Source organism: Burkholderia sp. SRS-25 (genome assembly GCF_004343765.1).
Classification (GTDB): Bacteria; Pseudomonadota; Gammaproteobacteria; order Burkholderiales; family Burkholderiaceae; genus Burkholderia; species Burkholderia contaminans.
The window spans coordinates 134,520-159,602 of record NZ_PTXM01000003.1; the positions used below are offsets into that span (position 1 = coordinate 134,520).

A 25,083-nucleotide genomic window follows, 5' to 3' on the forward strand; every position below is an offset into this window, starting at 1 on the left:
GCTCCCTCTTACAGCACCTTGGCTTCGGTCTTCAGCTTCTCGACCAGCGTCTTCACGTCCGGCACCTTCACGCCGGCTGCGCGCTTCGGCGGCTCGACCACCTTCAGCGTCTTCAGACGCGACGCAACGTCCACGCCCAGGTCTTCCGGCTTCACGGTTTCGAGCGGCTTCTTCTTCGCCTTCATGATGTTCGGCAGCGTCACGTAGCGCGGCTCGTTCAGGCGCAGGTCCGTGGTGATGACGGCGGGCAGTTGAAGCGACAGCGTTTCCGCGCCTCCGTCGACTTCGCGTGCAACGGTTGCACGGCCGTCGGCCACCGTCACCTTCGACGCGAACGTCGCTTGCGGCAGGCCTGCCAGAGCGGCCAGCATCTGGCCCGTCTGGTTCGAATCGTCGTCGATCGCCTGCTTGCCGAGGATCACCAGTTGCGGCTGTTCCTTGTCGACCAGCGCCTTCAGGATCTTCGCGACGCCCAGCGGCTCGACGCCATCGTTCGACTCGACGAGGATCGCGCGATCCGCACCGATCGCCAGCGCCGTACGCAGCGTTTCCTGCGCTTGCGCGACGCCGACCGACACCGCGATCACTTCGGTCGCGACGCCCGCTTCCTTCAGGCGCACCGCTTCTTCCACCGCGATTTCGTCGAACGGGTTCATCGACATCTTCACGTTCGCGATGTCGACACCCGTGTTGTCCGACTTCACGCGGACCTTCACGTTGTAATCGACCACTCTTTTCACTGGCACCAGGATTTTCATGCACACGCTCCAAAGTTACGAATACGACCAGAGGCCATTTTATAGCGAGGCCTCATGACTGCGCGGCCAAGCGGACCCAACCTTCGTGGTTGTCGAGGATACCGCTTCTTGGCGACGCGCCAATGATAGCGAACGGTCGTTCTATTTTAAAAGAGAAAAAACCCGGACGCAAAGCCCGGGTTTTCGATCATCGACTCTAATCGCGCCGGGCGCCCCGTGCTTCGCCTGTTACCAGGCGGCGATGACCGCGCCGCCGAACTTGCCTTCGATGAATTGCTTCACCTCGGCCGAATGGTAGGCCGCGACCAGTTTCGCGACCCACGGCTTGTTCCGGTCCGCCTCGCGGATCGCGAGGATGTTCGCATACGGGCCGTTCGGGCCCTCGATCGCGATCGCGTCCTGTTTCGGCTTCAACCCCGCTTCCATCGCGTAGTTGGTATTGATCGCGGCCGCGTCGACGTCACCGAGCGACCGCGGAATCTGCGCCGCGTCGAGTTCGACGATCTTCAGCTTGCGCGGATTGTCGACGATATCGAGCGGCGTCGCCTTCAGCCCTGCGTCGGCGCGCAGCTTCAGCAGGCCCTGCTTCTGCAGCAACAGCAGCGCACGGCCGCCGTTGGTCGGATCGTTCGGGACCGCGATGCGCGCGCCCGGCTTCAGTTCGGCCAGCGATTTCACACGCTTCGAATAGATGCCCATCGGGAACGTGACGGTATCCGCGACCTTGATCAGCTTGTAGCCGCGATCCTTCACCTGTGCCTGCAGATACGGATCGTGCTGGTAGCTGTTCGCGTCGAGGTCGCCCGACGCGAGCGCGGCATTCGGCTGCACGTAATCCGAGAATTCGACGATGCGGATGTCGAGGCCGCTCTTCGCCGCGACCTTCTTCACCGCTTCCATGATCTGCGCGTGCGGCCCGCCCGTCACACCCACCTTGATGGTTTCGGCCTGCGCGTGTGCGCCCGCGAACAGCGCGGCCGCGCCCAGTGCCGCCGCGAATTTCAGCATGAAGCGTCGTTGCATCGAGTGTCCCCTAATGGATCAATCTTGTTTTACTTGTGGCTCAGCCGGCGGACGAGCCAGTCGCCGAACGACTGCACGATCTGCACGAACACGATCAGGATCGCAACCACCGTCCACATCACTTCGGGCAGATAGCGCTGGTAGCCATAGCGGATCCCGAGATCGCCGAGGCCGCCACCGCCGATCGCGCCCGCCATCGCCGAATAGCCGACCAGCGACACGAACGTGATCGTCAGGCCTGCGACGACGCCCGGCAGCGATTCGGGCAGCAGCACCTTGAAGACGATCTGCGACGTGGTCGCGCCCATCGACTGCGCAGCCTCGATCAGCCCGCGGTCGACTTCGCGCAACGCCGTCTCGACGAGACGCGCGATGAACGGCGCGGCCGCGAGCGTCAGCGGCACGACCGCCGCGGCCGTGCCGATCGACGAACCCGTGACGAGCCGCGTAAACGGAATCACCGCGACCAGCAGGATGATGAACGGCGTCGAGCGGACGGCATTCACGATGCCGCCGAGCACGCGATTCACCGCGAGGTTCTGCAGCACGCCCTGGCGGTCGGTCAGGTAGAGCAGCACGCCGAGCGGAAGGCCGACGAGCGCGCCGACCACTCCGGAGATGCCGACCATGATCAGCGTCTCCCAGAACGACTGCACGAACATATCGAACATCTCACTCAACATACGAAAGCTCCTCTACCACCACACCTTGCTCGCGCAGGAACGCGAGCGCCTGCCCGACCTTGCCCGGTTCGCCGCCCGCGAGCACCGCGAGCGAACCGAACGCCTGCCCCTGGATCTCGTCGATCTGGCCGTGCAGGATGTTGAAATCGAGTTCGTACCGGCGGATCGTCTCCGACAGGATCGGCTGGTCGACACCCGAACCCGTGAACGCGAGCCGCAGCAGATGCCCGCTGCCCGTCTTCAGCCGCTCGGCCACGCGCACCTTCAGCGCGGGCGGCAACTCCTGCGCGATCACGTCGCCGATCAGCGCGCGCGTCACTTCGTGATGCGGTTGCAGGAACACGTCGATCACGCGACCTTCCTCGACCACGCGCCCCGCATCGAGCACCGCGACGCGATCGCACACCTGCTTGATCACCTCCATCTGGTGCGTGATCAGCACGATCGTCAGCCCGAGTTCGCGGTTGATGCGCTTCAGCAGGTCGAGGATCGAACGCGTGGTCTCGGGATCGAGCGCGGACGTCGCCTCATCCGACAGCAGCACCTTCGGCTGGCTCGCGAGCGCGCGTGCGATGCCGACGCGCTGCTTCTGCCCGCCGCTGATCTGCGACGGATAGCGATCCTTCTGCGCGGACAGCCCGACGAGGTCGAGCAGCGGCAGCACGGCGGCCTCGATCTCGGCACGGCTTGCACCGGCCAGTTCGAGCGGCAGCGCGACGTTGTCGAACACCGTGCGCGACGACAGCAGGTTGAAGTGCTGGAAGATCATGCCGATCTCGCGGCGCGCCTCGCGCAGCGCGCCAGCCGGCAGCAGCGTGAGATCGCGCCCGCCGACGACGACATTGCCTTCGGTCGGCCGCGTGAGCAGGTTGATGGTGCGCACGAGCGTGCTCTTGCCGGCGCCGCTTCGGCCGATGATGCCGAACACCTCGCCCTGCGGGATCGTCAGGTTGATGTTGCGCAGCGCCTCGACCCAGCCACCCGGCCCGGGAAATCGCTGCGAAAGATTGCGTAATTCGATCATGTAAACAAAACGGCGGCCCGGCTGGCGAGTTGGCCCGCCAGTCGGCCGCCGATGCATCTGGAATAGCCGCCGATTTTACCGCAAACCCCTCATTCCCCTTAATAATCGATTTCGATCTTTTCATAACCACACGAAATTAGAGGAGCACCGCTGGCGCGCCGCGACGGTGCCGCGACTATGATCCGGAACACACATGCCAACCGACAGGGGACACGCCAGATGACCGCCACCACTACGCCGGCCGCCGCACCCGCCACCGCAGGACCGGGCCCTGCGTCGTCGCCCGCGCCGACCATGGGCCGCCTGCGTACCGCGGACGGGCTCGAACTGGCGTCGTACCGGTGGCCCGCCGGCGACGGCACCGCGCCGCCGCGCGCGACGATCGCGCTCGTTCACGGTCTTGCAGAACACGCAGGCCGCTATGCCGCACTCGCGGGCCGGCTGAATGCGGCCGGCATCGACGTGCTCGCGATCGACCTGCGCGGGCACGGCCAGTCACCCGGCAAGCGCGCGTGGGTCGAGCGCTTCGACGGCTACCTGAACGATGCAGATGCGCTTGTCGCCGAAGCCGCGCGCGGCAATTCGCCGCTGTTCCTGATGGGGCACAGCATGGGCGGCGCGGTCGCGGCGCTCTACGCGATCGAACGCGCGCCGACGCGCGGCCACGCGCTGGCTGGCCTCGTGCTGTCGAGCCCGGCGCTCGCGCCGGGGCGCGACGTGCCGCGCTGGATGCTCGCGGTGAGCCGCGTCATCAGCCGCGTCTGGCCGACCTTCCCTGCCATCAAGATCGATGCGGCGCTGCTGTCGCGCGATCCGGCCATCGTCGCGGCCAACCGTGCCGATCCGCTCGTGCATCACGGTGCTGTGCCCGCACGCACCGGTGCGGAGATTCTCGACGCGATGGCGCGCATCGAAAGCGGCCGCGGTGGGCTCCGCGTCCCGGTGCTCGTCTATCACGGTACCGAGGACAAGCTGACCGAGCCCGACGGCAGCCGGGCATTCGGCGCGCGTGTCGGCTCGCCCGATCGCACGCTGACGCTATACGAAGGCGGCTTTCACGAAACGATGAACGATCTCGAACGCGACCGCGTGATCGACGCGCTGATCGCGTGGATTCACGCCCGCGCGCCGGTGCGCTGAGCACGCACGACACAGCCCCGGTCAATCGATAATCAGATACCGGCCAGCACGCGCAGGTGCGCGACGACGCTGCGCCCGAGCGCAGACAGGTTGTAGCCGCCTTCGAGGCAGCTCACGATGCGGCCCTGCGCATGCCGGCGCGCCACGTCGACGATCTGCGCGGTCAGCCATTCGAAGTCGGCTTCGACGAGGCCGAGGTTGCCGATGTCGTCCTCGCGATGCGCATCGAAACCCGCCGACACGAACAGCATCTGCGGCTTGAACGCATCGAGGCGCGGCAGCCAGAACATGTCGACGGCCTCGCGGATCGCCATCCCGTTGCTGCGCGCGGGCATCGGCAGGTTGACCATGTTCGGCGCCTGATGATCGACACCCGAGAACGGGTACAGCGGATGCTGGAAGAAGCTGCACATCAGCACGCGCTCGTCATTCGCGAATGCGGCCTCGGTGCCGTTGCCGTGATGCACGTCGAAATCGATGATCGCCACGCGCTCCAGACCGTGTACGTCGAGCGCATGCCGCGCGGCGATCGCGACGTTGTTGAAGAAGCAGAAACCCATCGCGCGCGCAGGTTCCGCATGGTGGCCAGGCGGGCGCACGCCGCAGAACGCATTCGCATAGCGGCCTTCGATCACCGCGTCGGTCGCCGCGATCGCGGCACCAGCCGCGCGCAGCGCCGCACGCCACGTATCGCGGTTCATCAGCGTATCGGGATCGATCTCGACATAGCCGTCGACCGGCGTCATGCTCCGGATGTAATCGATGTGCGCCTGCGTATGCACCCGGCCCAGCGCCACCTCGCTCGCAAACGGTGCGGTTTCATGCACGATCAGGTCGTCGATGCGGCTCGCGATCAGTTGATCCTGGATCGCCGACAGGCGGGCCGGGCATTCCGGATGCCATTCCCCCATCTCGTGCAGCATGCAGTCGGGGTGCGTATAGAAAGCGGTTGCCATAAGCTGTCATCCGCGGCGCGCGGTGCGCCACAGGTCTCCATCAATGATGTCCATCGTCTGCCGCGAATTCGCCGCTAACTTACCACAACGGGGGGCCGCCACGCCCCGGCGCGCCGGATCCGTCGGGTATACTGCGCCGAACCCAATCGCCTTGTCCGCCCGCTTCGACATGAATCCCAGCAAGCCTGCCGCCCTTCTCTCCGCGCTGTTCCGTGCTCGCGCGCCGCTCGTTGCGGCCGCCGTGGTCGCGGCCCTCGGCACCACGCCTGCCGGCGCGCAGACGCAACCCGCGAAGTCCGCGGGCAAGCTCGTCGCACAGGCCCAGCCGCAGCAGCCGACACCGCAAGGCCAGACCTTCGAAGAGGAAATTGTTCCGCAGCGTTACGCGAACAACGCGAAGGTTGATGCGTTCATCGACGAGATGGTAAGCCGCAACGGCTTCGACTCCACCAGTTTGCACGCGCTGTTCTCGCGCATCAGCTACTCGGCGACGGCCGTCAAGCTCGTGAAGCCGGCCCCGTCGCCGACGGTCAAGAACTGGCGCGTCTATCGCTCGCGCTTCATCGAGCCGATCCGCATCAACGCGGGCGTGAAATTCTGGAAGGCGAACCAGGCAACGCTGCAGCGCGCATCCGAGCAGTTCGGCGTGCCGCCCGAGGTGATCGTCGGCATCATCGGCGTCGAGACGATCTACGGCCGCTACATGGGCAATTTCCGCGTGCTCGACGCGCTGACGACGCTCACGTTCGACTATCCGGACACGCCGAATCGCGACAGCCGCCAGGCGACGTTCCGCAAGAACCTCGAGGATTTCCTGGTCTGGACGCGCGACAACCAGCTCGACCCGACCACCGTGCTCGGCTCGTATACGGGCGCGATCGGGATCCCTCAGTTCCTGCCGAGCAGCATCCGCGAATATGCGGTCGACTTCGACGGCACGGGCCATGTCGACCTGCGCAGCAGTCCTGTCGATGCGATCGGCAGCGTCGCGAACTACCTGAAGCAACACGGCTGGGAAACCGACCGACCGGTGGTCTGGCAGATCACGCCCGATACGGGCAGCCTGGGGATCGCCCAGGCCGCCGCCGACGGCCAGCCCGAGCCGCACTGGGCACTCTCGCAACTGCTGCGCGCGGGCATGACGCTGAACGAGCCGACGGTCAACATCACGACCGAAGGCGGTACCCCTGTGACGGTGGTCGACCTGCCGTCGCCGGGGCGTGCGACCGAGTACATGCTCGGTCTCAAGAATTTCTATGTGCTGACGCGCTACAACCGCAGCTTCTTCTACGCGCTCACCGTGTACCAGCTTGGCGAGGCGGTGAAGGCGCAGATGGAAGCGAGCGGCGCACTTCAGCCGGCCACCGTCGACACCGAGCCGCAATAAGCGCCAACCGCTCAAAGAAAAAGCGCCGCACTAGCGGCGCTTTTTTTATCGCACGCGCACGGCGCGCACCTGCCTGCGTTCAGGCGGGAAACACGCCCGTGGACAGGTAGCGGTCGCCGCGATCGCAGATGATGAACACGATCGTCGCATTTTCGACCTGACGCGCGATGCGTATTGCGACGTCACATGCGCCGCCCGACGAAATGCCCGCGAAGATGCCTTCGACCGACGCGAGCCGGCGCGCCATCGTTTCCGCCGCGGCCTGGCTCACGTTCTCGACGCGGTCGACGCGGCTGCGATCGAAGATGGTCGGCATGTACGCTTCCGGCCACTTGCGGATGCCCGGGATGCGCGAACCGTCTTCCGGCTGCGCACCGATGATCTCGATCGCCGGATTCTGTTCCTTCAGATAGTGCGACGTGCCCATGATCGTGCCCGTCGTGCCCATGGCCGACACGAAATGCGTAATGCGCCCCTCGGTATCGCGCCAGATTTCCGGGCCCGTCGCTTCGTAGTGCGCAATCGGATTGTCGGGGTTCGCGAACTGATCGAGGATCACACCCTTGCCTTCGCGCTGCATCTGGTCCGCCAGATCACGTGCCAGTTCCATCCCGCCCTTCACCGGGGTCAGGATGATTTCGGCCCCGTAGGCGGCCATGCTCTGGCGGCGCTCGACCGACAGGTCCTCCGGCATGATCAGTACCATCTTGTAGCCGCGGATCGCCGCGGCCATCGCGAGTGCGATACCCGTGTTGCCGCTCGTCGCCTCGATCAGCGTATCGCCCGGCTTGATGCGCCCGCGTGCCTCGGCCTTGCTGATCATCGACAGTGCCGGACGATCCTTCACGGAACCAGCCGGATTGTTGCCTTCGAGCTTCGCGAGCACCACGTTGTTGCGTGCGCGAATTTCATCGTCCGGCAAGCGGACCAGTTGGACGAGCGGCGTATTGCCGATCGTATCTTCGATAGTTTTGTAAGCCATGGATATACCGTGAGTACGAGGCCGATCAATCGATCGATTGTAAACCAGCACCGCTGCTCGCGCCGGCAACCCCATTGCGACGATGGAATACACGCACCGTGCAGCGCATGGTGGCCATATGCAGTGCCCACGCAAAAAACCCGCGGCATGCCGCGGGAAGCCGTCGCAACGACGGCGACTGAAGGAGCTCGTTGTCGGTCGCGCGCGACGCGTTACTTCTGTGCCGTGCGGGCGGGTGGTGCCGCTGGCTTGCCGAGCGGTTTGCCCGGTGCCGGCGGCGTAGCACCCGTGCCGGCCGCGCCTATCGTCAGGCCTTCCTGCTGAAGCCGCTCGACGGTATGGCCACCCATGCCTTTCACGCGCGATGCGAGATCATCCGCATTCTTGAACGGACCGCGTGCGCCGCGTTCGTCGAGAATCGCTTTCGCCCGTGCCGGGCCGATGCCCTTGATGCCGACGAGCGCATCCTCGTTCGCGGTGTTGACATCAACGGCCGCCCAGGCCGACGCGATCGTGCCGAGCATTGCCGCTGCGGCCAACCATTTCCTGATCATGTGCTGGATCTCCGATGAAAAACGGCCGGCGGCTGCCGACCGTGAGACCCAGTCTATCGATGCAACGCTTCCGCTTAAACCTGGCCAGATAGCCAACGCACATAGCGGTCGACGCCTTCCTGCACGGTCAGGAACGGTGCGTCGTAACCGGCCGCACGCAGCTTCGTCTGATCGGCCTGCGTGAAGCACTGGTACTTGCCGCGCAGTGCATCGGGGAACGGCACGTATTCGATCAGCCCTTGCTCGACCTGCTGCGCGAGTGTCAGCGGCGGCTGGTTGTCGAGTGCACGCAGCGTATTCACGACCGTCGATGCGATGTCGTTGAACGGCTGCGCACGGCCCGTGCCGAGGTTGAAGATGCCCGACTTCTCCGGATGATCGAAGAAGAACAGATTCACCTTCGTCACGTCCTCGACCGACACGAAGTCGCGCGTCTGCTCTCCCGGTGCATAGCCGTTGTACTCGCCGAACAGCTTCACCTTGCCTTCTGCACGGAACTGGTTGAAGTTGTGGAACGCGACCGACGCCATGCGCCCCTTGTGCGTCTCGCGCGGGCCATACACGTTGAAATAGCGGAAGCCGGCGATCTGGCTCGTCGCGGTCGGCAGCACGCGGCGGATCACCTGGTCGAACAGGAACTTCGAATAGCCGTAGATGTTCAGCGGCGCCTCGACCTCGCGCTCCTCGACGAAGCGCGTCGATCCGCCGTAGGTCGCGGCCGACGATGCGTACAGGAACTGCGTGCCCTGCGCGAGGCAGGCGTCGAGCACCGCGCGGCTGTAGCGGAAGTTGTTGTCCATCATGTAGCGGCCGTCGGTTTCCATCGTGTCCGAACAGGCGCCTTCATGGAAAATCGCGCGTACCTTGCCGAAATCGCCGCGTGCGAAACGTTCGACGAATTCCGTCTTGTCCAGATAGTCGTCGATCTCGCAATCGACGAGATTCCGGAACTTGTCCGCGCGCGTCAGGTTGTCGACCGCGATGATGCGCGTTTCGCCGCGCTCGTTGAGCGCCTTGACGATGTTCGCGCCGATAAAACCGGCTGCGCCGGTGACGATGAGGGTCATGATCGTCCTGCCTGAAAAGTGCGAGCCATGCGTGCGGCGCGCTCGTCGCGCCACCGCATGCGCTCAGTGAAACAGTTCGTCGTAATCCACCGTGGCCGTGCCGAGCTTGCCGACCACGATGCCTGCCGCACGATTCGCGAGCACGACGGCGTCGACGAGCGGCACGCCCGCGCCGAGCATCGTCGCGACCGTTGCAATCACGGTATCGCCCGCGCCCGACACGTCGAACACCTCGCGCGCGAGCGCCGGTGCGTGCAGTTCGCCGGTGGCGGAAAACAGCGTCATCCCTTCTTCCGAACGCGTGAGCAGCAGCGCGTCGATGCCGAGCTCCGCACGCAGCTTCGCGACGCGCGCGCGCAGATCGTCTTCCGACTTCCACTGCCCGACCACTTCGCGCAGTTCCGCACGATTCGGCGTGATCAGCGACGCGCCGCGATAGCGTGCCCAGTCGTCACCCTTCGGGTCGACGAGGACGGACTTGCCGGCCGCACGCGCCTTCTCGATCATCGTCGTGACGTGCGTCAGGCCGCCTTTCGCGTAATCCGACATCAGCACGACGTCGTGCTGCGGCAGCAGCGCATCGAAACGCGCGAGCCCCGCGAGCAGCACCTCGTGCGTCGGCATGGCCTCGAAGTCGACGCGCAGCAGTTGCTGCTGGCGCGCGAGCACGCGCAGCTTGATCGTGGTCGGCAGCGCCGGGTCGCGCTCGAGATGCGGCGTCACGCCGCTGCTGCCGAGCAGCTCGACGATCCGCTCGCCGGGTTCGTCGCAACCGACGACGCACAGCAATCCGGCCTGGCCGCCGAGCGTCACGGCGTTGCGCGCAACGTTGGCCGCACCGCCGAGGCGCTCTTCCTGACGCTGCACATGCACGACCGGCACCGGCGCTTCAGGCGAAATGCGATCGACGTTGCCGAACCAGTAACGGTCGAGCATCACGTCGCCGACGACAAGCACGCGCGAACGCGCGAGCTGCTCGCGCGGCACCGGAACGACTTCGCGGAGAGTATTCATCGTGTGGTCAGCCACGGGTGAACGACCGGGGATCGACATACGGCCGGCCGATCGCGTAGTAGTCGATGCCCAGTTCGGCCATCGCATCCGGCTCATAGAGGTTGCGACCGTCGAAGATCACCGGCGCCTTCAGTTCGGCCTTCAGGCGCGTGAAGTCGGGGCTCCGGAACTCCTTCCACTCGGTCACGATCACGAGCGCGTCCGCGCCCGTCACGGCGATGTCCTGCGTCTCGACGAGATGCAGCCGTGCCAGCGCGTCCGCATCGGCGCCGAAATCGAGCGCAAACACACGCCGCGCCTCGTCGACCGCGACCGGATCGTACGCACGTACGGTCGCGCCGCGTTCGAGCAGCGCCGCGATCAGGCGGCGGCTCGGCGCCTCGCGCATGTCGTCGGTGTTCGGCTTGAACGCCAGGCCCCAGACCGCGAACTCGCGGCCGGTCAAGTCGGCGCCGAAGCGCTGCTCGATCTTGCTGATCAGCACGTCCTTCTGCGCATGGTTGGCCGCCTCGACGGCCTCCAGGATGCGCAGCGGCTGGCCATTCTCACCGGCCGTGCGAATCAGCGCCTGGACGTCCTTCGGGAAGCACGAGCCGCCGTAGCCGACGCCGGCGTACAGGAAGTGATAGCCGATGCGTGGATCGGAGCCGATCCCGCGGCGCACGGCCTCGATGTCGGCGCCGACCTTGTCGGCCAGATTCGACATCTCGTTCATGAACGAGATGCGCGTTGCAAGCATCGCGTTCGCCGCATATTTCGCGAATTCGGCCGAACGCACGTCCATGTAGATCGTGCGTTCGTGGTTGCGATTGAACGGCGCGTAAAGCTTCTTCATCTTCTCGCGCGCGATCGTGCCCGTCTCGTCGCCGTCGACGCCGATGATGATCCGGTCCGGACGCATGAAGTCTTCGACCGCGGCGCCTTCCTTCAGGAACTCCGGATTCGACACGACCGAGAAGCGATGCGCGACGCTGCCTGCCAGACCGCGGGCGGCAAGCGCCTCGTCGACCACGCCGCGCACGCGCTGCGCGGTGCCGACCGGCACCGTCGACTTGTCGACGATCACCTTGAAGCTCGTCATGTGGCGGCCGATGTTGCGTGCGGCTTCGAGCACATACTGCAGGTCGGCCGAGCCGTCCTCGTCGGGCGGCGTGCCGACGGCGATGAACTGGATCTCGCCGTGCGCGACGCTCGCCTCGATATCGGTCGAGAAGCGCAGGCGCCCCGCCGCGCGGTTGCGCGCGATGATGTCCAGCAGCCCCGGTTCGTGAATCGGCATCCCGCCGTTGTTCAGGATGTCGATCTTGCGCTGATCGACGTCGAGACAGAAGACGTCGTGACCGATCTCCGCGAGGCAGGCGCCCGTGACGAGACCGACATAGCCGGTGCCGATGATGGTGATTTTCATAGATGTTCCGGTACTTCCCGGTAATTGACTAACTTGGCCGCCGGGACGAGCCCGGCGGCAACCGCAGCGCGTTGGCTCCGCGTGCCGGGATCAGCCCGGCATCGCAGGTTCGACGCGGCGCGGCGCATAGGTTTCCCAGCCGCTGCATCCTGGGCACTGCCAATAGAAGAGCCGTGCCCGGAAACCGCAATTCTGGCACGTATACCGCGGCAGATTCTTCGTGCGCTGCTTGATCAGCGCACGCATCATTTCAAGTTCCTTACGACGCGGTTCGTCGGCCGCCGCAATTTGCGCGTCGAGCAGATGCAGCATCCCCGACAGGTTCGGCGACTTCTCCATCTGCGTGCGCGCGAGCGTGTGCGCCGCGTCCTGGCCACGCAACCCCGCAATGTGCTGATACGCGATGTCGAGCAGGTCGTTCGACGGATAGCGGTCGATATACCCCATCAGCAGTTCGGCGCCTTCGACATTCTTGCCGAGCGCGACATACGCCTTCATCAGCTTGTCGGCGACGAGCGGCAGATACGCAGGATTCTGCGCTTCGACGCGCTTCCAGTACTCGATCGCGGCCGCGTGGTTGCCCTCGGCTTCCGCCGCGTCGCCGGACAGCACCGTCGCGCGAACGTTCTGCGGGTTCACGGTCAGCGCCAGGCGCAGTTGTTCGGCGGCCGCTATCGCGTTCTTGCGCTGCAGCGCGTCCTGAGCGAGTTCGCAGTGGAACTGGGCAATTTCGACGCCGAGCGGCTTGTCGCTCATCGACTCGATGCGCTTCGCCGTATCGATCGATTTGTTCCAGTCCTTCTCGATCTCGTAGATCGTCAGCAGCGCCCGCTGCGCACCGAGCGCGTAATCGCCGTCGGCGAGCTTGTGAAACGCCTCTTCGGCACGATCCAGCAACCCGGCCTTCAGGAAGTCCTGGCCAAGCTCGTACAGCGCGTGATCGCGCTCGTTGACCGGCAGGTCCGTGCGGCTCAGCAGGTTCTGGTGCACGCGGATCGCGCGATCGGTCTCGCCCCGGCGGCGAAACAGGTTGCCGAGCGCGAAGTGCAGCTCGACCGTCTCGGGATCGAGCTTGGCGACCTCGATGAACGCATCGATCGCCTTGTCGGGTTGTTCGTTCAACAGAAAATTCAGGCCGCGAAAATACGATCGCGGCAGGTTGGCACTCTCCGACAGGAGATTCTTCAGGTCGTAGCGAGACGCCGCCCAACCAAGCGCGAACGCGACCGGAATCGCGAGCAACCACCAGAAATCCAGATCCATGCGAAATATCGAAGCAGAGACGAAAACCGCGCGATGATCGCGCGGCGTCCGTGTTAAATGACGGGCGGCATCGGCGGCTGGTCGATGACGGCCGGCGTTTCGCGCGCCGCACGCAGATCGCGCTTCAGGCGCCCGTTCTCGAGACGCAGGCGGAAGATCGAAGGCAACGCGGACAGCAAGCCGGCCAGCAGCCCCACGGCGAAGAACGCCAGGCCGATCAGGATCAGCGGCGCTTGCCATGAATAGCCGGCAACGAAATTCAGCGTCGCGGTTTGCGTATTGGCCAGCGCAAGCACCAGCAGCAGTACGAACACCAATACCCGGATCAGCCAGACGATAAACTTCATGAAGCCCTCTCTTTGTTGAGGTTTGCCGCGGCGCGCGACTCCCCTTCGTCGCGCCGAATCGACCCGTATTGTAAAGGATGCGTTTCCGCGGCTGCGCAGATCCTGCGCGCATCCGTCGCGCGGCGATCGCCGGAAATGAAAAAAGCGCCCGCAAGGGGCGCTTTTCTTTTCAGCCTTCGCCGGATGGGTTCCGGGCAAACCGGGTGACGCTTAACGCTCGTCGTCCGGATCATCAGCCTTCAGCGGCTCACCGGCGCGGCCGTCGACGCGTTCGCGCAATTCCTTGCCAGGCTTGAAGTGCGGCACGAACTTCTCGGGCACCTGCACTTTCTCTCCTGACTTCGGGTTGCGTCCGACGCGCGCCGGGCGACGGTTGAGGCCAAAGCTGCCGAAACCCCGAATTTCAATGCGATGCCCTTTCGCCAGGGCGTCAGACATCGCATCGAGCATCGTTTTCACCGCGAAATCCGCATCCTTGAGGACAAGTTGCGGAAATCGCGATGCCAGCTGCGCGACCAACTCGGATTTGGTCATACTTCAGCAGACCTCGTGAGGCTTACTGGTTCTGGCCGTCGAGCTTCGCCTTCAGCAGCGCGCCGAGGTTGGTCGTACCGGTCGCAGCAGCGCTGGAGTCCGACTGCAGGCCGCGGATCGCTTCCTGTTGTTCGGCCGAATCCTTCGCCTTGATCGACAGGTTGATGCCGCGCGACTTGCGATCGATGTTGATCACCATCGCGTTGACCTTGTCACCTTCCTTCAGCACGTTGCGTGCGTCTTCGACGCGATCCTGCGAGATTTCCGACGCACGCAGGTAGCCTTCGATGTCGCCCGTCAGCGTAACGACCGCACCCTTCGCATCGACCGTCTTCACGACGCCGTCGACGATCGAGCCCTTGTCGTTCATTGCAACGTAGTTGCTGAACGGATCGCCTTCGAGCTGCTTGATGCCGAGCGAAATGCGTTCCTTCTCGACGTCGATACCGAGCACGATTGCTTCGACTTCGTCGCCCTTCTTGTACTTGCGAACAGCCTCTTCGCCAGCTTCGCTCCACGACAGGTCCGACAGGTGGACCAGGCCGTCGATGCCGCCCGGCAGACCGATGAACACGCCGAAGTCGGTGATCGACTTGATTGCGCCCGTGATCTTGTCGCCCTTCTTGAAGTTGCGGCTGAAGTCATCCCACGGATTCGGCTTGCACTGCTTCATGCCGAGGCTGATACGACGACGGTCTTCGTCGATCTCGAGGACCATGACTTCGACTTCGTCGCCCAGCTGGACAACCTTCGACGGAGCAACGTTCTTGTTCGTCCAGTCCATTTCCGACACGTGGACCAGGCCTTCGATGCCCGATTCCACTTCGACGAATGCGCCGTAGTCGGTGATGTTCGTGACCTTGCCGAACAGGCGCGTGCCCGACGGGTAACGGCGCGAGATGCCTTCCCACGGATCGTCGCCCAGTTGCTTGATGCCCAGCGAGACGCGGTTCTTCTCTTGGTCGAACTTGAGGATCTTCGCGGTGACTTCCTGGCCAACCGACAGGACTTCGCTCGGGTGACGCACACGACGCCATGCGATGTCGGTGATGTGCAGCAGGCCGTCGATGCCGCCGAGGTCGACGAACGCGCCGTAGTCGGTGATGTTCTTGACCACGCCGTTGACGATCGCGCCTTCCTTCAGCGTCTCGAGCAGCTTCGCGCGCTCTTCGCCTTGGGTTGCTTCGATCACTGCACGACGCGACAGCACGACGTTGTTACGCTTGCGATCGAGCTTGATCACGCGGAACTCGAGCGTCTTGCCTTCGTACGGGGTCGTGTCCTTGACCGGACGCGTGTCGACCAGCGAACCCGGCAGGAACGCGCGGATGCCGTTGACCATCACGGTCATGCCGCCCTTCACCTTGCCGGTGATCGTGCCGGTGACGAGTTCGTTGTTGTCGAGCGCCTTTTCCAGCGACAGCCACGATGCAAGGCGCTTCGCCTTGTCGCGCGACAGGATCGTGTCGCCGTAGCCGTTTTCGAGTGCGTCGATCGCGACGGACACGAAATCGCCCGACTGCACCTCAACCTCGCCCTGATCGTTCAGGAATTCCTCGATCGGAATGTAAGCCTCGGACTTCAGGCCTGCATTGACGACCACGAAGTTGTGGTCGACGCGCACGACTTCGGCGGAGATCACTTCGCCGGCGCGCATGTCTTGGCGGGTCAGCGACTCTTCGAACAGAGCCGCGAAAGATTCAGTATTCGGGGTAGAGGTTTGCAGGTCGGACATAAAAATCTGATTGTGCATGGATCGCTGTGCCACGCCGGCCGGAGTGGCAGGCTGAAAGGGCCAGATCGAAGTCCACACGGGGTTAAGGGTTCGAAACACGCTTCGCACTTACGCGCGGAGCACCTACCGCTACCCGCCTTCTCAGGCGGGCTGGCCGAGCGCCCGGTACCACTGCAGCACCTGGTCGACGGCTTCATCGACCGAAAGCGCCGACGTATCGAGCAGCTTGGCATCTGCCGCCGGCTTCAGCGGCGCGGCCGCGCGATTGCTGTCGCGCGCGTCACGTTCACGAAGATCCCGGAGCAAGTCATCTATATTAGCAGAAAAACCTTTTTGCATCAATTGCTTATGCCGCCTGGTCGCGCGCGCCTCGGCGCTGGCCGTCAGGAACACCTTCAGCACGGCGTCCGGGAAGATCACGGTACCCATGTCGCGCCCGTCTGCAACAAGGCCCGGCGTCTTGCGGAACGCGCGCTGGCGCGCGACGAGCGCGGTGCGCACCGGCCCGTGCACGGCAATCGCCGATGCGCGGTTGCCGACCGCCTCGGCGCGGATGTCGTTCGACACATCGACGCCGTCGAGCTGCGCGCAGCCTTCGCGGAACGTGATGTGGAGATCGTCGATCAGCTTCACCAGCGCGTCGATGTCCTCCGCCTCGATGCCGTAGCGCACGCTTGCGAGCGCGGCGAGCCGGTACAGCGCACCGCTGTCGAGCAAGTGGAAGCCAAGATGCGCGGCGACGAGCGCGGCGACGGTGCCCTTGCCGGAAGCAGTCGGGCCGTCGATCGTGATGACGGGAGTCGGGTGAAAGGGGCGGGTCGATTTCATCAGAACAGTGGGGTCAGGCTTTGGCGAGCGCGGCGAAGCGGTCGAAATAGTCGGGGAACGTCTTGCCGACGCACTTCGGATCGTTGATCCGCACGGGCACGCCGCCGAGGCTGACGAGCGAGAAGCACATCGCCATCCGGTGATCATCGTACGTGTCGATCGCCGCGTTTGGCGTGAGCTTTTCCGGCGGCGTGACGACGAGGTAGTCAGGGCCTTCCTCGATGATCGCGCCGACCTTGCGCAACTCGGTCGCCATCGCGGCGATGCGGTCGGTTTCCTTCACGCGCCAGCTCGCGATGTTGCGCAGCGTGCTCGTGCCGTTCGCAAACAACGCCGCGACCGCGATGGTCATCGCCGCATCGGGGATCAGGTTGAAGTCCATGTCGATCGGCTCGAGCTTGCCATGGTCGTGGCCGATGCCGCGCACGTCGATCCAGTCGTCGCCCATCGTCACGTTCGCGCCCATCTGCATCAGCGCGTTCGCGAAGCCGACATCGCCCTGGATGCTCGCGCGCCCAACGCCTTCGACGCGCAGCGGGCCGCCGCCGAGCGCGCCGGCCGCGAGGAAGTACGATGCGGACGACGCATCACCCTCGACCATGATCCGGCCCGGCGAACGATAACGGACGCCGGCGGGCACGACGAAGCGCTGCCAGCCGTCGCGCTCGACGGTCACACCGAAGCGCTCCATCAGCCGGATGGTGATGTCGATGTACGGCTTCGAGATCAGTTCGCCGTCGACCTCGACGACGATCTTGCCGTCCTTTGCCTTCACGAGCGGCAGCGTCATCAGCAGTGCCGTGAGGAACTGGCTCGACACGTCGCCACGCACGCTGATCGGCGCGTCGACGGAAATATTAGCCGGCTTGATCCGCAGCGGCGGGTAGCCTTCATTCAGTTCGTAGTCGATCTGCGCGCCGACTTGTCGCAAGCCGTCGACGAGATCGCCGATCGGCCGCTCGTGCATGCGCGGCACGCCGTGCACGCGATAATCGCCGCCGTTCACGGCGAGCGCGGCGGTCAGCGGCCGCACGGCCGTGCCCGCGTTGCCGAGGAACAGGTCGGCCGTCTTCGCGGTGAATGCGCCGCGCGTGCCGGTGACCACGCAGGTGTCGCCGTCGCGCGCGAGCTTCACGCCGAGCTTGCCGAGTGCGTCGAGCATCACGCGCGTGTCGTCGGAGTCGAGCAGGTTGGTGATCGTCGTTTCGCCTTCGGCGAGCGCCGCGAGCAGCAGCACGCGGTTCGAAATGCTCTTCGAGCCGGGCAGGCGCACGGTGCCCGAAGCGCTGGAGTACGGGCCGAGATCGAGGTAGTCCATGGGAATCGTCCTGTTATTTCTTGACCGGTTCGGCAGCGGGCGCGCCGCCGCGCTCCTGCCATGCCTTGCGTGCGGCGCGCGAACGCGTGAACACTGCTTCGAGCGCCGCGCCGTCGCCGGCGTCGATCGCCGCACGCAGCCGCGTGAGCACACGCGTGTAGCCATCGAGTTCATCGAGCAGCGCCGCGCGGTTCGCGACGCACACGTCGCGCCACATCTCCGGGCTCGACGCCGCGATGCGCGTGAAATCGCGGAAGCCGCCCGCCGCGTACGAAAATTTCAGTTCCGCGTCGGCCTCGCCGAGGATCTGCTCGACGAGCGCGAATGACAGCACGTGCGGCAGATGGCTGATCGACGCAAACACGCGATCGTGCTGCTCCGTGCTCATCGTGCGCACATCGGCGCCCGTTGCGCGCCACATCGCGTCGATACGCGCGACCCATTCGGGTGCGTTCTCCGGCAGCGGGCACAGCACGACGTTACGGCCGACGTACAGATCCGGTAACGCGGCCTCGACGCCGCTCGACTCGCGACCGGCGATCGGGTGCCCCGGCACGAACTGCGCGATCCGCGCGCCGAGCGCTTCGCGCGCGGCCGCGACGACATCGGACTTGGTACTGCCCGCATCGGTGACGATCGTCGCCGCTTCAAGCCACGGCGCGATGCGCGCGAGCAACGGGCCCGTTTGCGCGACGGGTGCGGCCAGCAGCACCAGATCGGCGCCAGCCAGCGCGTCGCGCAATTGCGCGTCATCGTCGAGCGCCGCCGCGCGGTCGATCACGCCGAGTGCGAGCGCACGCTCGACCGAAGTACGTGAACGCCCCACGCCGACAACCTCGCCCGCGCCGCCCGGCGCGCGCTCGCGCAGCGCGCGGGCCAGCGATCCGCCGATCAGGCCGACGCCGAAGATGACCAGTTTGTTGAATGCAAAGCCTGACACGACAAGAGCCAAGTTACGCGCGCGGGACGACGCCCCGCACGCGGAATTCCAGATTCCGGGCAACGGGCCCGCATCCGGCGCAACCTGCGCCGGATGCGGGCCCGAACCCGCCTTCGGCAGCGCCGATCGGCCTGCCCTGCCCGCCCGGCCCCAACGCCTGCGCGAACAGGCGACGGGCCGCCGCGCATCAGCGTGCGCGCGGATACGAACCGAGTATCTTCAGGAACGCGGCCTTCTGGCCGAGTTCCGCGAGCGCGGCCGCAACCGACGCATCGTCCCGGTGCCCTTCGATGTCGATGTAGAAGTAGTACTCCCACGTGCCGACGCGCGCCGGACGCGACTCGAAGCGCGTCATCGACACGCCATGCCGCGCGAGCGGCTCGAGCAGTTTGAACACGGCGCCCGGTTCGTTCTTCACCGACACGATCAGCGACGTCTGGTCGTGACCGCTCTGCCCCGCGGGCTGCTTGCCGATGATCACGAAGCGCGTGCGGTTGTGCGGATCGTCCTGGATCAGCGAGAACGCGATCTGCAAGCCGTAGTGTGCGGCCGCGCGATCGCCCGCGATCGCCGCGACGGTCGGATCGGCCGCCGCGAGACGCGCGGCCTCCGCGTTGCTCGCCACCGCCTGCCGCTCGAGCTGCGGCGCATTCGCCGCAAGCCACTGCTGGCATTGCGCGAGCGCCTGCGCGTGTGCGCAGACGCGCTTCACGCCGTCGAGCGTGCCGCTCTGCGTGAGCAGGTTGTGATGGATCGGCAGCGCGAGTTCGCCGCTGATCAGCAGTTGCGTCTGCAGCAGCAGGTCGAGCGTACGCGAGACGGCGCCTTCGGTCGAATTCTCGACCGGCGCGATACCGAATGCGGATGCACCGGCCTCGACCGAGCGGAACACCTCGTCGATCGACGGGCACGGCAGCCCTTCGATCGACTGGCCGAAATACTCGAGCATCGCCTGCTCGCTATACGTGCCGACCGGCCCGAGGAACGCGACGTGGATCGTCTGCTCGAGCGCGCGGCTCGCGGCCATGATCTCGCGCCAGATGGCGCTGATGTGCTCGCTCTCGAGCGGCCCCGCGCTCATGTCCTGCAGCCGCGCGATCACTTGCAGCTCGCGCTCCGGCCGGAACACCGGCGCGTTGAAATGCTTCTTGACCTCGCCCACCTCCAGCGCCACCGCGGCGCGCTGGTTCAGGAGCGCGATCAGCTGCGCGTCGATCGCATCGATGCGATCGCGCAGCGGTTTCAGGCGGGAATTCAGTTCGTCGTCCATGCGTTTTGCCGTGCTGTTTGAACAGCGCCGCCGTCAGGCGCCGCGCTGCTCGAAGTCCTTCATGTACTCGACGAGCGCTTTCACGCCCTCGAGCGGCACCGCGTTGTAGATCGACGCCCGCATGCCGCCGACGGACTTGTGGCCCTTCAGCTGCAGCAACCCGCGCGCCTTTGCGCCGGCAAGGAAGTCTTCGTTGCGCGTTTCGTCGGCCAGGAAAAACGGCACGTTCATCCGCGAACGTGCTGCCGGCTCGACCTTGTTCAGATAGAAACTGCTCGCATCGATCGTGTCGTAGAGCAGCTTCGCTTTTTCGATGTTGCGGGCCTCGATCGCTTCGAGGCCGCCCTGCCGCTTCAGCCACTGGAACACCAGGCCCGCGATGTAGATCGCGTAGGTGGGCGGCGTGTTGTACAGCGAGTTGTTCGCCGCGATGGTTTTCCACTCGAACGCGGACGGGCAGATCGACAGCGCGCGGTCGAGCAGATCCTCGCGCACGATCACGAGCGTCACGCCGGCCATCCCGATGTTCTTCTGCGCGCCGCCGAACAGCACGCCGTACTTCGCGACGTCCATCGGACGCGACAGGATGTGCGACGAGACATCCGCAACCAGCGGTACGTCGCCGAGATCGGGAATCTCGAACGTCTCGACGCCGTCGATCGTCTCGTTGGTACACAGATGCACGTAGGCCGGATCGTCCGACAGCTGCCATTCGGCGCGCGCGGGCGCACGCGTGAAGCCGTCTTCCGTCTTGCCGGTTGCGGCGAGATGGGGCGTGCCGTATTTCTTCGCCTCGTTGAACGATTTCTGCGACCACGAGCCCGTGACGACGAAGTCGGCCGTCGTGCGCGACCCGAGCAGGTTCATCGGTACGATCGCGTTTTCCGCGATGCCGCCGCCCTGCAGGAACAAGATCCGGTGACTGGCCGGCACGCCGAGCAGGTCGCGCAGGTCGGTCAGCGCAGCCTCGTGGATCGACATGAATTCCTTGCCGCGATGGCTCATCTCCATCACGCTCATGCCGCTGCCGTGCCAGTCGAGCATTTCGTCGGCCGCTTGCCGCAGCACTTCCTCGGGCATCGCCGCAGGGCCGGCGGAGAAATTAAAGACGCGCATCGTGAAAACCTCGGAGGGACGCGACCGGCTCGCCGCCGGCAGAACGCGCCAGAAAAGAAATGGCCGTTTGCGCTCGCGCGCAAACGGCCATTATCGCACTGTCGTCAGGCTCCCGCCAAACCCGGCCGAACGGCCGGGGGCGTGCCCGGACGGCTTTACTTGCCCGGCTTGACTGCTGCGACTTCCTTGTCAGCCTGCGTGCGCGTTGCCTGGATCGCTTGCGGCATGTACTTCTGCATCAGGCCGTTGACCACGTCGCGACCGACCTGATCCTGAACCTGGATGAACTTGCGGCCCGTCGGGCTCTTGTAGAACGTCGTCAGATCCTTGATCTCCGACGTGCTGTAGTACTTCGCGTACGCGTCGTACTGAGCCGACATCGCGTCGCTCTGGAACTGTTGCGTACCGAACACCTTGCCTGCGCCGTCGACCAGCTTCGGCACCGCGTTCTTCTGCAGCGTCGGAACGGCAGCCTGCTTCTGCTTGTCGTTCAGCGTCTTGTTTTCCGACAGTGCGTCCGACAGGATCGCCGGGACGAGTTGCTTGGCCTGCATTTCGGCGCTGTTGCCGATTGCCGACACGAGCTTCGGCGCGTCGATCGCGTCGAGCAGATCCTTGATCGCTGCCTTCTTGTCGGCGTCGATCGGCGCAGCTGCCGCCGGAGCTGCCGGTGCGGAATTCGACAGCGCTTGCGCCATCGCGAACGTCGGCACCAGTGCAGCCAGCAGAACCAGTTGCTTGAATTGCTTTTGCATCATCACTCCCTTTTGGAAATATGAATGGTTGCTCGCCGGCCGCGGCGCTTTTCGCCCGCGGCGGCCAGAGTCTCATCCGTTCTTCAGGCTTCGCCGTCCGACGCCTCGTCGGCTTCGCCCTCTCCCTCTTCGGCCTCGGCGATCTGCTGCAGGCCAGAGAGCTTCGTACCCTCATCGAGACTGATGAGTGTAACACCTTGCGTGGCGCGCCCCATCTCGCGAATCTCGGAAACGCGGGTGCGAATCAACACGCCGGCCGTCGTGATCAGCATGATCTGATCCTCTGCATCGACGAGCGTGGCAGCCACGACCTTGCCGTTGCGCTCGGACGTCTGGATCGCGATCATACCCTTCGTGCCGCGTCCATGGCGCGTGTACTCGGTGATCGGCGTGCGCTTGCCGTAACCGTTCTCGGTCGCGGTGAGCACCGTCTGCTCCTCGCTCCCGGCAACCAGCATCGCGATGACCTGCTGCCCGTCTTCCAGCTGCATGCCGCGCACGCCGCGCGCCTCGCGCCCCATCGGACGCACGTCGTTCTCGTCGAAGCGCACGGCCTTGCCGGAGTCCGAGAACAGCATCACGTCGTGCGCGCCGTCGGTGATCGACGCACCGATCAGGTAGTCGCCTTCATCGAGACCGACCGCGATGATGCCCTTCTTCATCGGACGGCTGAATGCCTCGAGCGGCGTCTTCTTCACGGTGCCGAGCGACGTTGCCATGAAGATGAACTTGTCCGCCGAGAATTCCTTGACCGGCAGCACGACGTTGATCTTCTCGCCTTCCTGCAGCGGGAACATGTTGACGATCGGGCGGCCGCGCGAGTTGCGCGAGCCCTGCGGCACCTCATAGACCTTGACCCAGTACACGCGGCCGCGGTTCGAGAAGCACAGGATGTAATCGTGCGTGTTCGCGATGAACAGCGTCTCGATCCAGTCGTCTTCCTTCATCTGCGTCGCCTGCTTGCCGCGACCGCCGCGCTTCTGCGCACGGTACTCGGACAGCGGCTGCGACTTCACGTAGCCCGCATGCGACATCGTGACGACCATGTCCTGCGGCGTGATCAGATCTTCGGTGTTCAGCTCGGTCGCGTTCAGCTCGATCTTCGAGCGGCGCGCATCGCCGAACTCGGCCTTCACCGAGGTCAGTTCCTCGCCGATCATCGTCGTGATCCGCCCGGGACGCGCGAGGATGTCCAGCAGGTCGGCGATCTGTGCCATCACTTCGCGGTACTCGCCGATGATCTTGTCCTGCTCGAGGCCGGTCAGGCGCTGCAGACGCATCTGCAGGATTTCCTGGGCCTGCGTGTCGGACAGGCGGTACAGCCCGTCGGTCTGCATGCCGAACGCCGGGTTCAGGCCTTCCGGACGGTACGCGGAGCGGCCGCCGGCCGCCGCGTTCTCGCTCTCGGCACGCGTGAGCATCTCGCGCACGAGCGACGAATCCCACGGCTTCGCCATCAACTCCGCCTTCGCGATCGGCGGCGTCGGCGCGGCCTTGATGATCGCGATGAACTCGTCGATGTTCGCGAGCGCGACCGCGAGACCTTCGAGCACGTGGCCGCGTTCGCGGGCCTTGCGCAGTTCGTAGATCGTGCGGCGCGTCAGCACTTCGCGTCGGTGCGACAGGAAGCACTGCAGGATTTCCTTCAGATTCAGCAGCTTCGGCTGGCCGTCGACGAGCGCGACCATGTTCATGCCGAACGTATCCTGAAGCTGCGTCGCCTTGTACAGGTTGTTCAGCACCACTTCCGGCACTTCACCGCGCTTGAGCTCGATCACGACCCGCATGCCGCTCTTGTCCGACTCGTCGCGGATGTCGGAGATGCCTTCGAGCTTCTTCTCGTTGACGAGCTCGGCGATCCGCTCGAGCAGCGAGCGCTTGTTCACCTGGTACGGCAGCTCGTCGACGATGATCGCCATCCGCTGGCCGCGGTCGATTTCCTCGAAGTGCGTGGCCGCGCGCATCACGACGCGGCCGCGCCCGGTACGGTATCCGTCGCGCACGCCGGCGACGCCGTAGATGATGCCGGCCGTCGGGAAGTCCGGCGCCGGGATGATCTCGATCAGCTCGTCGATCGTCGCCTCCGGGTTGCCCAGCAGGTGCTGGCACGCGTCAACGACTTCGTTCAGGTTGTGCGGCGGGATGTTGGTCGCCATGCCGACCGCAATACCCGACGAGCCGTTGATCAGCAGGTTCGGGATGCGCGACGGCAGGACCGACGGCTGCATTTCGTTGCCGTCGTAGTTCGGCTCGAAATCGACCGTTTCCTTGTCGATGTCGGCGAGCAGCTCGTGACCGATCTTCGCCATGCGAATTTCGGTGTAACGCATCGCCGCGGCATTGTCGCCGTCGATCGAGCCGAAGTTGCCCTGCCCGTCGATCAGCATGTAGCGCAGCGAGAAGTCCTGCGCCATCCGCACGATCGTGTCGTAGACCGCGGTGTCGCCGTGAGGGTGATATTTACCGATCACGTCGCCGACGATACGCGCCGACTTCTTGTACGCGCGGTTCCAGTCGTTGTTCAGTTCGTGCATCGCGAACAACACGCGCCGGTGCACGGGTTTCAGGCCATCGCGGACATCCGGGAGGGCACGTCCGACGATCACGCTCATCGCGTAATCGAGATACGAACGGCGCATTTCCTCTTCTAGGGAGGTGGGCAGGGTCTCTTTGGCGAATTGATCCATGTATCCGTATCGTTTCGGAGCGAAGACGGCGAACGCCTTTCGCGTGGGCGCTGCATGCGCAACGCAACGCGAGATTCTAACATGCGCCCATCAGCCGCAATTCGCTTCCCCCACTATATGTAAACAGCAAAAATCGCGGCCGCGACGAATCGGCGAAATCATCGGCTGAAATCGCGCGCGACTCGACGTCGCAGGCGATTGCATCCGCCGCGCTTCGTGCGCACGAGTAAACAACTGCATGCAATTGCGCAATTTCGCCGCCACGCTCTTGACAATCTCTAAAAGTTACGGCAG

General features: G+C 64.9%; 23 protein-coding genes. 2 read left to right on the forward strand and 21 right to left on the reverse strand.

Annotated features, from left to right (window positions below; all coding sequences use genetic code 11):
- Positions 1-8: 8 nt before the first annotated feature.
- The 4 genes from C5O79_RS03175 to C5O79_RS03190 all read right to left on the reverse strand — a co-directional run bounded on the left by C5O79_RS03175 (position 9) and on the right by C5O79_RS03190 (position 3,488).
- Positions 9-758, reverse strand: coding sequence for an electron transfer flavoprotein subunit beta/FixA family protein (locus tag C5O79_RS03175; protein ID WP_122473684.1), 750 nt, complete (start codon positions 756-758; stop codon positions 9-11).
- A gap of 228 nt (positions 759-986) precedes the next feature.
- The gene (locus C5O79_RS03180; protein ID WP_047850524.1) at positions 987-1,781 is read right to left on the reverse strand and encodes a MetQ/NlpA family ABC transporter substrate-binding protein; all 795 of its coding nucleotides are present in this window, start codon (positions 1,779-1,781) and stop codon (positions 987-989) included.
- Between the two features lie 29 nt (positions 1,782-1,810).
- Entirely contained in the window at positions 1,811-2,464 is a 654-nt protein-coding gene (locus tag C5O79_RS03185; RefSeq protein WP_011351347.1) for a methionine ABC transporter permease, read from the reverse strand.
- A complete protein-coding gene (locus C5O79_RS03190; RefSeq protein WP_046545198.1) occupies positions 2,454-3,488 on the reverse strand; it encodes a methionine ABC transporter ATP-binding protein in 1,035 nt (344 codons plus the stop codon). Before C5O79_RS03190 ends, C5O79_RS03185 begins: the two co-directional genes overlap by 11 nt.
- Before the next feature lie 219 nt (positions 3,489-3,707).
- Here C5O79_RS03190 and C5O79_RS03195 point away from each other — a divergent pair, with 219 nt between their 5' ends.
- A complete protein-coding gene (locus C5O79_RS03195; protein WP_046545197.1) occupies positions 3,708-4,628 on the forward strand; it encodes an alpha/beta hydrolase in 921 nt (306 codons plus the stop codon).
- 32 nt (positions 4,629-4,660) lie between these two features.
- On the opposite strand, the gene C5O79_RS03200 is transcribed toward C5O79_RS03195, so the two are convergent.
- Complete coding sequence (locus tag C5O79_RS03200; RefSeq protein ID WP_011351344.1) at positions 4,661-5,584, reverse strand: histone deacetylase family protein; 924 nt, start codon at positions 5,582-5,584, stop codon at positions 4,661-4,663.
- A 43-nt stretch (positions 5,585-5,627) separates the two neighbouring features.
- Here C5O79_RS03200 and mltB point away from each other — a divergent pair, with 43 nt between their 5' ends.
- Positions 5,628-6,971 (forward strand): lytic murein transglycosylase B, encoded by a 1,344-nt coding sequence (gene mltB, locus C5O79_RS03205; protein ID WP_082138536.1) that lies wholly within the window; start codon positions 5,628-5,630, stop codon positions 6,969-6,971.
- A 79-nt stretch (positions 6,972-7,050) separates the two neighbouring features.
- Here the strand turns inward: mltB and cysM are convergent, their stop codons facing one another.
- From cysM to gyrA, 16 genes are all read right to left on the reverse strand, one after another.
- Positions 7,051-7,953 carry a cysteine synthase CysM gene (gene cysM, locus C5O79_RS03210; RefSeq protein WP_046545195.1) on the reverse strand — a complete coding sequence of 301 codons (903 nt, stop codon included), beginning with the start codon at positions 7,951-7,953 and terminating at the stop codon, positions 7,051-7,053.
- Between the two features lie 212 nt (positions 7,954-8,165).
- Complete coding sequence (locus tag C5O79_RS03215; protein ID WP_047850528.1) at positions 8,166-8,507, reverse strand: helix-hairpin-helix domain-containing protein; 342 nt, start codon at positions 8,505-8,507, stop codon at positions 8,166-8,168.
- A 74-nt stretch (positions 8,508-8,581) separates the two neighbouring features.
- Positions 8,582-9,574, reverse strand: coding sequence for an ADP-glyceromanno-heptose 6-epimerase (rfaD, locus tag C5O79_RS03220; RefSeq protein WP_122473682.1), 993 nt, complete (start codon positions 9,572-9,574; stop codon positions 8,582-8,584).
- Between the two features lie 63 nt (positions 9,575-9,637).
- A complete protein-coding gene (gene rfaE1, locus C5O79_RS03225) occupies positions 9,638-10,588 on the reverse strand; it encodes a D-glycero-beta-D-manno-heptose-7-phosphate kinase (RefSeq protein ID WP_011351339.1) in 951 nt (316 codons plus the stop codon).
- A 7-nt stretch (positions 10,589-10,595) separates the two neighbouring features.
- Entirely contained in the window at positions 10,596-11,996 is a 1,401-nt protein-coding gene (locus tag C5O79_RS03230) for a UDP-glucose/GDP-mannose dehydrogenase family protein (protein ID WP_047850529.1), read from the reverse strand.
- Between the two features lie 90 nt (positions 11,997-12,086).
- Complete coding sequence (gene lapB, locus C5O79_RS03235; protein WP_039343261.1) at positions 12,087-13,259, reverse strand: lipopolysaccharide assembly protein LapB; 1,173 nt, start codon at positions 13,257-13,259, stop codon at positions 12,087-12,089.
- A 53-nt stretch (positions 13,260-13,312) separates the two neighbouring features.
- A complete protein-coding gene (locus C5O79_RS03240) occupies positions 13,313-13,606 on the reverse strand; it encodes a LapA family protein (RefSeq protein ID WP_021157458.1) in 294 nt (97 codons plus the stop codon).
- Positions 13,607-13,816: 210 nt separating this feature from the next.
- Positions 13,817-14,140, reverse strand: coding sequence for an integration host factor subunit beta (locus C5O79_RS03245; RefSeq protein ID WP_006486894.1), 324 nt, complete (start codon positions 14,138-14,140; stop codon positions 13,817-13,819).
- Between the two features lie 22 nt (positions 14,141-14,162).
- Complete coding sequence (gene rpsA, locus C5O79_RS03250) at positions 14,163-15,893, reverse strand: 30S ribosomal protein S1 (protein WP_011694214.1); 1,731 nt, start codon at positions 15,891-15,893, stop codon at positions 14,163-14,165.
- 123 nt (positions 15,894-16,016) lie between these two features.
- On the reverse strand, positions 16,017-16,703 hold the full coding sequence (gene cmk / locus C5O79_RS03255; RefSeq protein WP_039343267.1) for a (d)CMP kinase: 687 nt from the start codon (positions 16,701-16,703) through the stop codon (positions 16,017-16,019).
- Positions 16,704-16,716: 13 nt separating this feature from the next.
- A complete protein-coding gene (gene aroA, locus C5O79_RS03260) occupies positions 16,717-18,021 on the reverse strand; it encodes a 3-phosphoshikimate 1-carboxyvinyltransferase (protein WP_046545191.1) in 1,305 nt (434 codons plus the stop codon).
- Between the two features lie 13 nt (positions 18,022-18,034).
- Positions 18,035-18,961, reverse strand: a complete 927-nt coding sequence (locus C5O79_RS03265) for a prephenate dehydrogenase/arogenate dehydrogenase family protein (RefSeq protein WP_047851105.1) — start codon at positions 18,959-18,961, stop codon at positions 18,035-18,037.
- A 187-nt stretch (positions 18,962-19,148) separates the two neighbouring features.
- Positions 19,149-20,231, reverse strand: a complete 1,083-nt coding sequence (gene pheA, locus C5O79_RS03270; RefSeq protein WP_039343277.1) for a prephenate dehydratase — start codon at positions 20,229-20,231, stop codon at positions 19,149-19,151.
- A 33-nt stretch (positions 20,232-20,264) separates the two neighbouring features.
- Positions 20,265-21,347 carry a 3-phosphoserine/phosphohydroxythreonine transaminase gene (serC, locus tag C5O79_RS03275; protein WP_046545189.1) on the reverse strand — a complete coding sequence of 361 codons (1,083 nt, stop codon included), beginning with the start codon at positions 21,345-21,347 and terminating at the stop codon, positions 20,265-20,267.
- A gap of 155 nt (positions 21,348-21,502) precedes the next feature.
- Entirely contained in the window at positions 21,503-22,102 is a 600-nt protein-coding gene (locus C5O79_RS03280; protein WP_006486966.1) for a DUF2059 domain-containing protein, read from the reverse strand.
- A gap of 83 nt (positions 22,103-22,185) precedes the next feature.
- A complete protein-coding gene (gyrA, locus tag C5O79_RS03285) occupies positions 22,186-24,789 on the reverse strand; it encodes a DNA gyrase subunit A (RefSeq protein WP_122473681.1) in 2,604 nt (867 codons plus the stop codon).
- Positions 24,790-25,083 lie beyond the last annotated feature (294 nt).

Bases quoted from the DNA above. Each gene is read 5' to 3' on its own strand.
- aroA (WP_046545191.1), bottom strand. From the start codon at position 18,021: ATGGACTACCTCGATCTCGGCCCGTACTCCAGCGCTTCGGGCACCGTG.
- C5O79_RS03245 (WP_006486894.1), bottom strand. From the start codon at position 14,140: ATGACCAAATCCGAGTTGGTCGCGCAGCTGGCATCGCGATTTCCGCAA.
- pheA (WP_039343277.1), bottom strand. From the start codon at position 20,231: ATGGACGACGAACTGAATTCCCGCCTGAAACCGCTGCGCGATCGCATC.
- C5O79_RS03185 (WP_011351347.1), bottom strand. From the start codon at position 2,464: ATGTTGAGTGAGATGTTCGATATGTTCGTGCAGTCGTTCTGGGAGACG.
- gyrA (WP_122473681.1), bottom strand. From the start codon at position 24,789: ATGGATCAATTCGCCAAAGAGACCCTGCCCACCTCCCTAGAAGAGGAA.
- C5O79_RS03240 (WP_021157458.1), bottom strand. From the start codon at position 13,606: ATGAAGTTTATCGTCTGGCTGATCCGGGTATTGGTGTTCGTACTGCTG.
- C5O79_RS03190 (WP_046545198.1), bottom strand. From the start codon at position 3,488: ATGATCGAATTACGCAATCTTTCGCAGCGATTTCCCGGGCCGGGTGGC.
- serC (WP_046545189.1), bottom strand. From the start codon at position 21,347: ATGCGCGTCTTTAATTTCTCCGCCGGCCCTGCGGCGATGCCCGAGGAA.
- C5O79_RS03230 (WP_047850529.1), bottom strand. From the start codon at position 11,996: ATGAAAATCACCATCATCGGCACCGGCTATGTCGGTCTCGTCACGGGC.
- C5O79_RS03215 (WP_047850528.1), bottom strand. From the start codon at position 8,507: ATGATCAGGAAATGGTTGGCCGCAGCGGCAATGCTCGGCACGATCGCG.
- C5O79_RS03180 (WP_047850524.1), bottom strand. From the start codon at position 1,781: ATGCAACGACGCTTCATGCTGAAATTCGCGGCGGCACTGGGCGCGGCC.
- rfaD (WP_122473682.1), bottom strand. From the start codon at position 9,574: ATGACCCTCATCGTCACCGGCGCAGCCGGTTTTATCGGCGCGAACATC.
- C5O79_RS03200 (WP_011351344.1), bottom strand. From the start codon at position 5,584: ATGGCAACCGCTTTCTATACGCACCCCGACTGCATGCTGCACGAGATG.
- C5O79_RS03175 (WP_122473684.1), bottom strand. From the start codon at position 758: ATGAAAATCCTGGTGCCAGTGAAAAGAGTGGTCGATTACAACGTGAAG.
- cmk (WP_039343267.1), bottom strand. From the start codon at position 16,703: ATGAAATCGACCCGCCCCTTTCACCCGACTCCCGTCATCACGATCGAC.
- rfaE1 (WP_011351339.1), bottom strand. From the start codon at position 10,588: ATGAATACTCTCCGCGAAGTCGTTCCGGTGCCGCGCGAGCAGCTCGCG.
- rpsA (WP_011694214.1), bottom strand. From the start codon at position 15,893: ATGCACAATCAGATTTTTATGTCCGACCTGCAAACCTCTACCCCGAAT.
- C5O79_RS03280 (WP_006486966.1), bottom strand. From the start codon at position 22,102: ATGCAAAAGCAATTCAAGCAACTGGTTCTGCTGGCTGCACTGGTGCCG.
- cysM (WP_046545195.1), bottom strand. From the start codon at position 7,953: ATGGCTTACAAAACTATCGAAGATACGATCGGCAATACGCCGCTCGTC.
- lapB (WP_039343261.1), bottom strand. From the start codon at position 13,259: ATGGATCTGGATTTCTGGTGGTTGCTCGCGATTCCGGTCGCGTTCGCG.
- mltB (WP_082138536.1), top strand. From the start codon at position 5,628: ATGATGTCCATCGTCTGCCGCGAATTCGCCGCTAACTTACCACAACGG.
- C5O79_RS03195 (WP_046545197.1), top strand. From the start codon at position 3,708: ATGACCGCCACCACTACGCCGGCCGCCGCACCCGCCACCGCAGGACCG.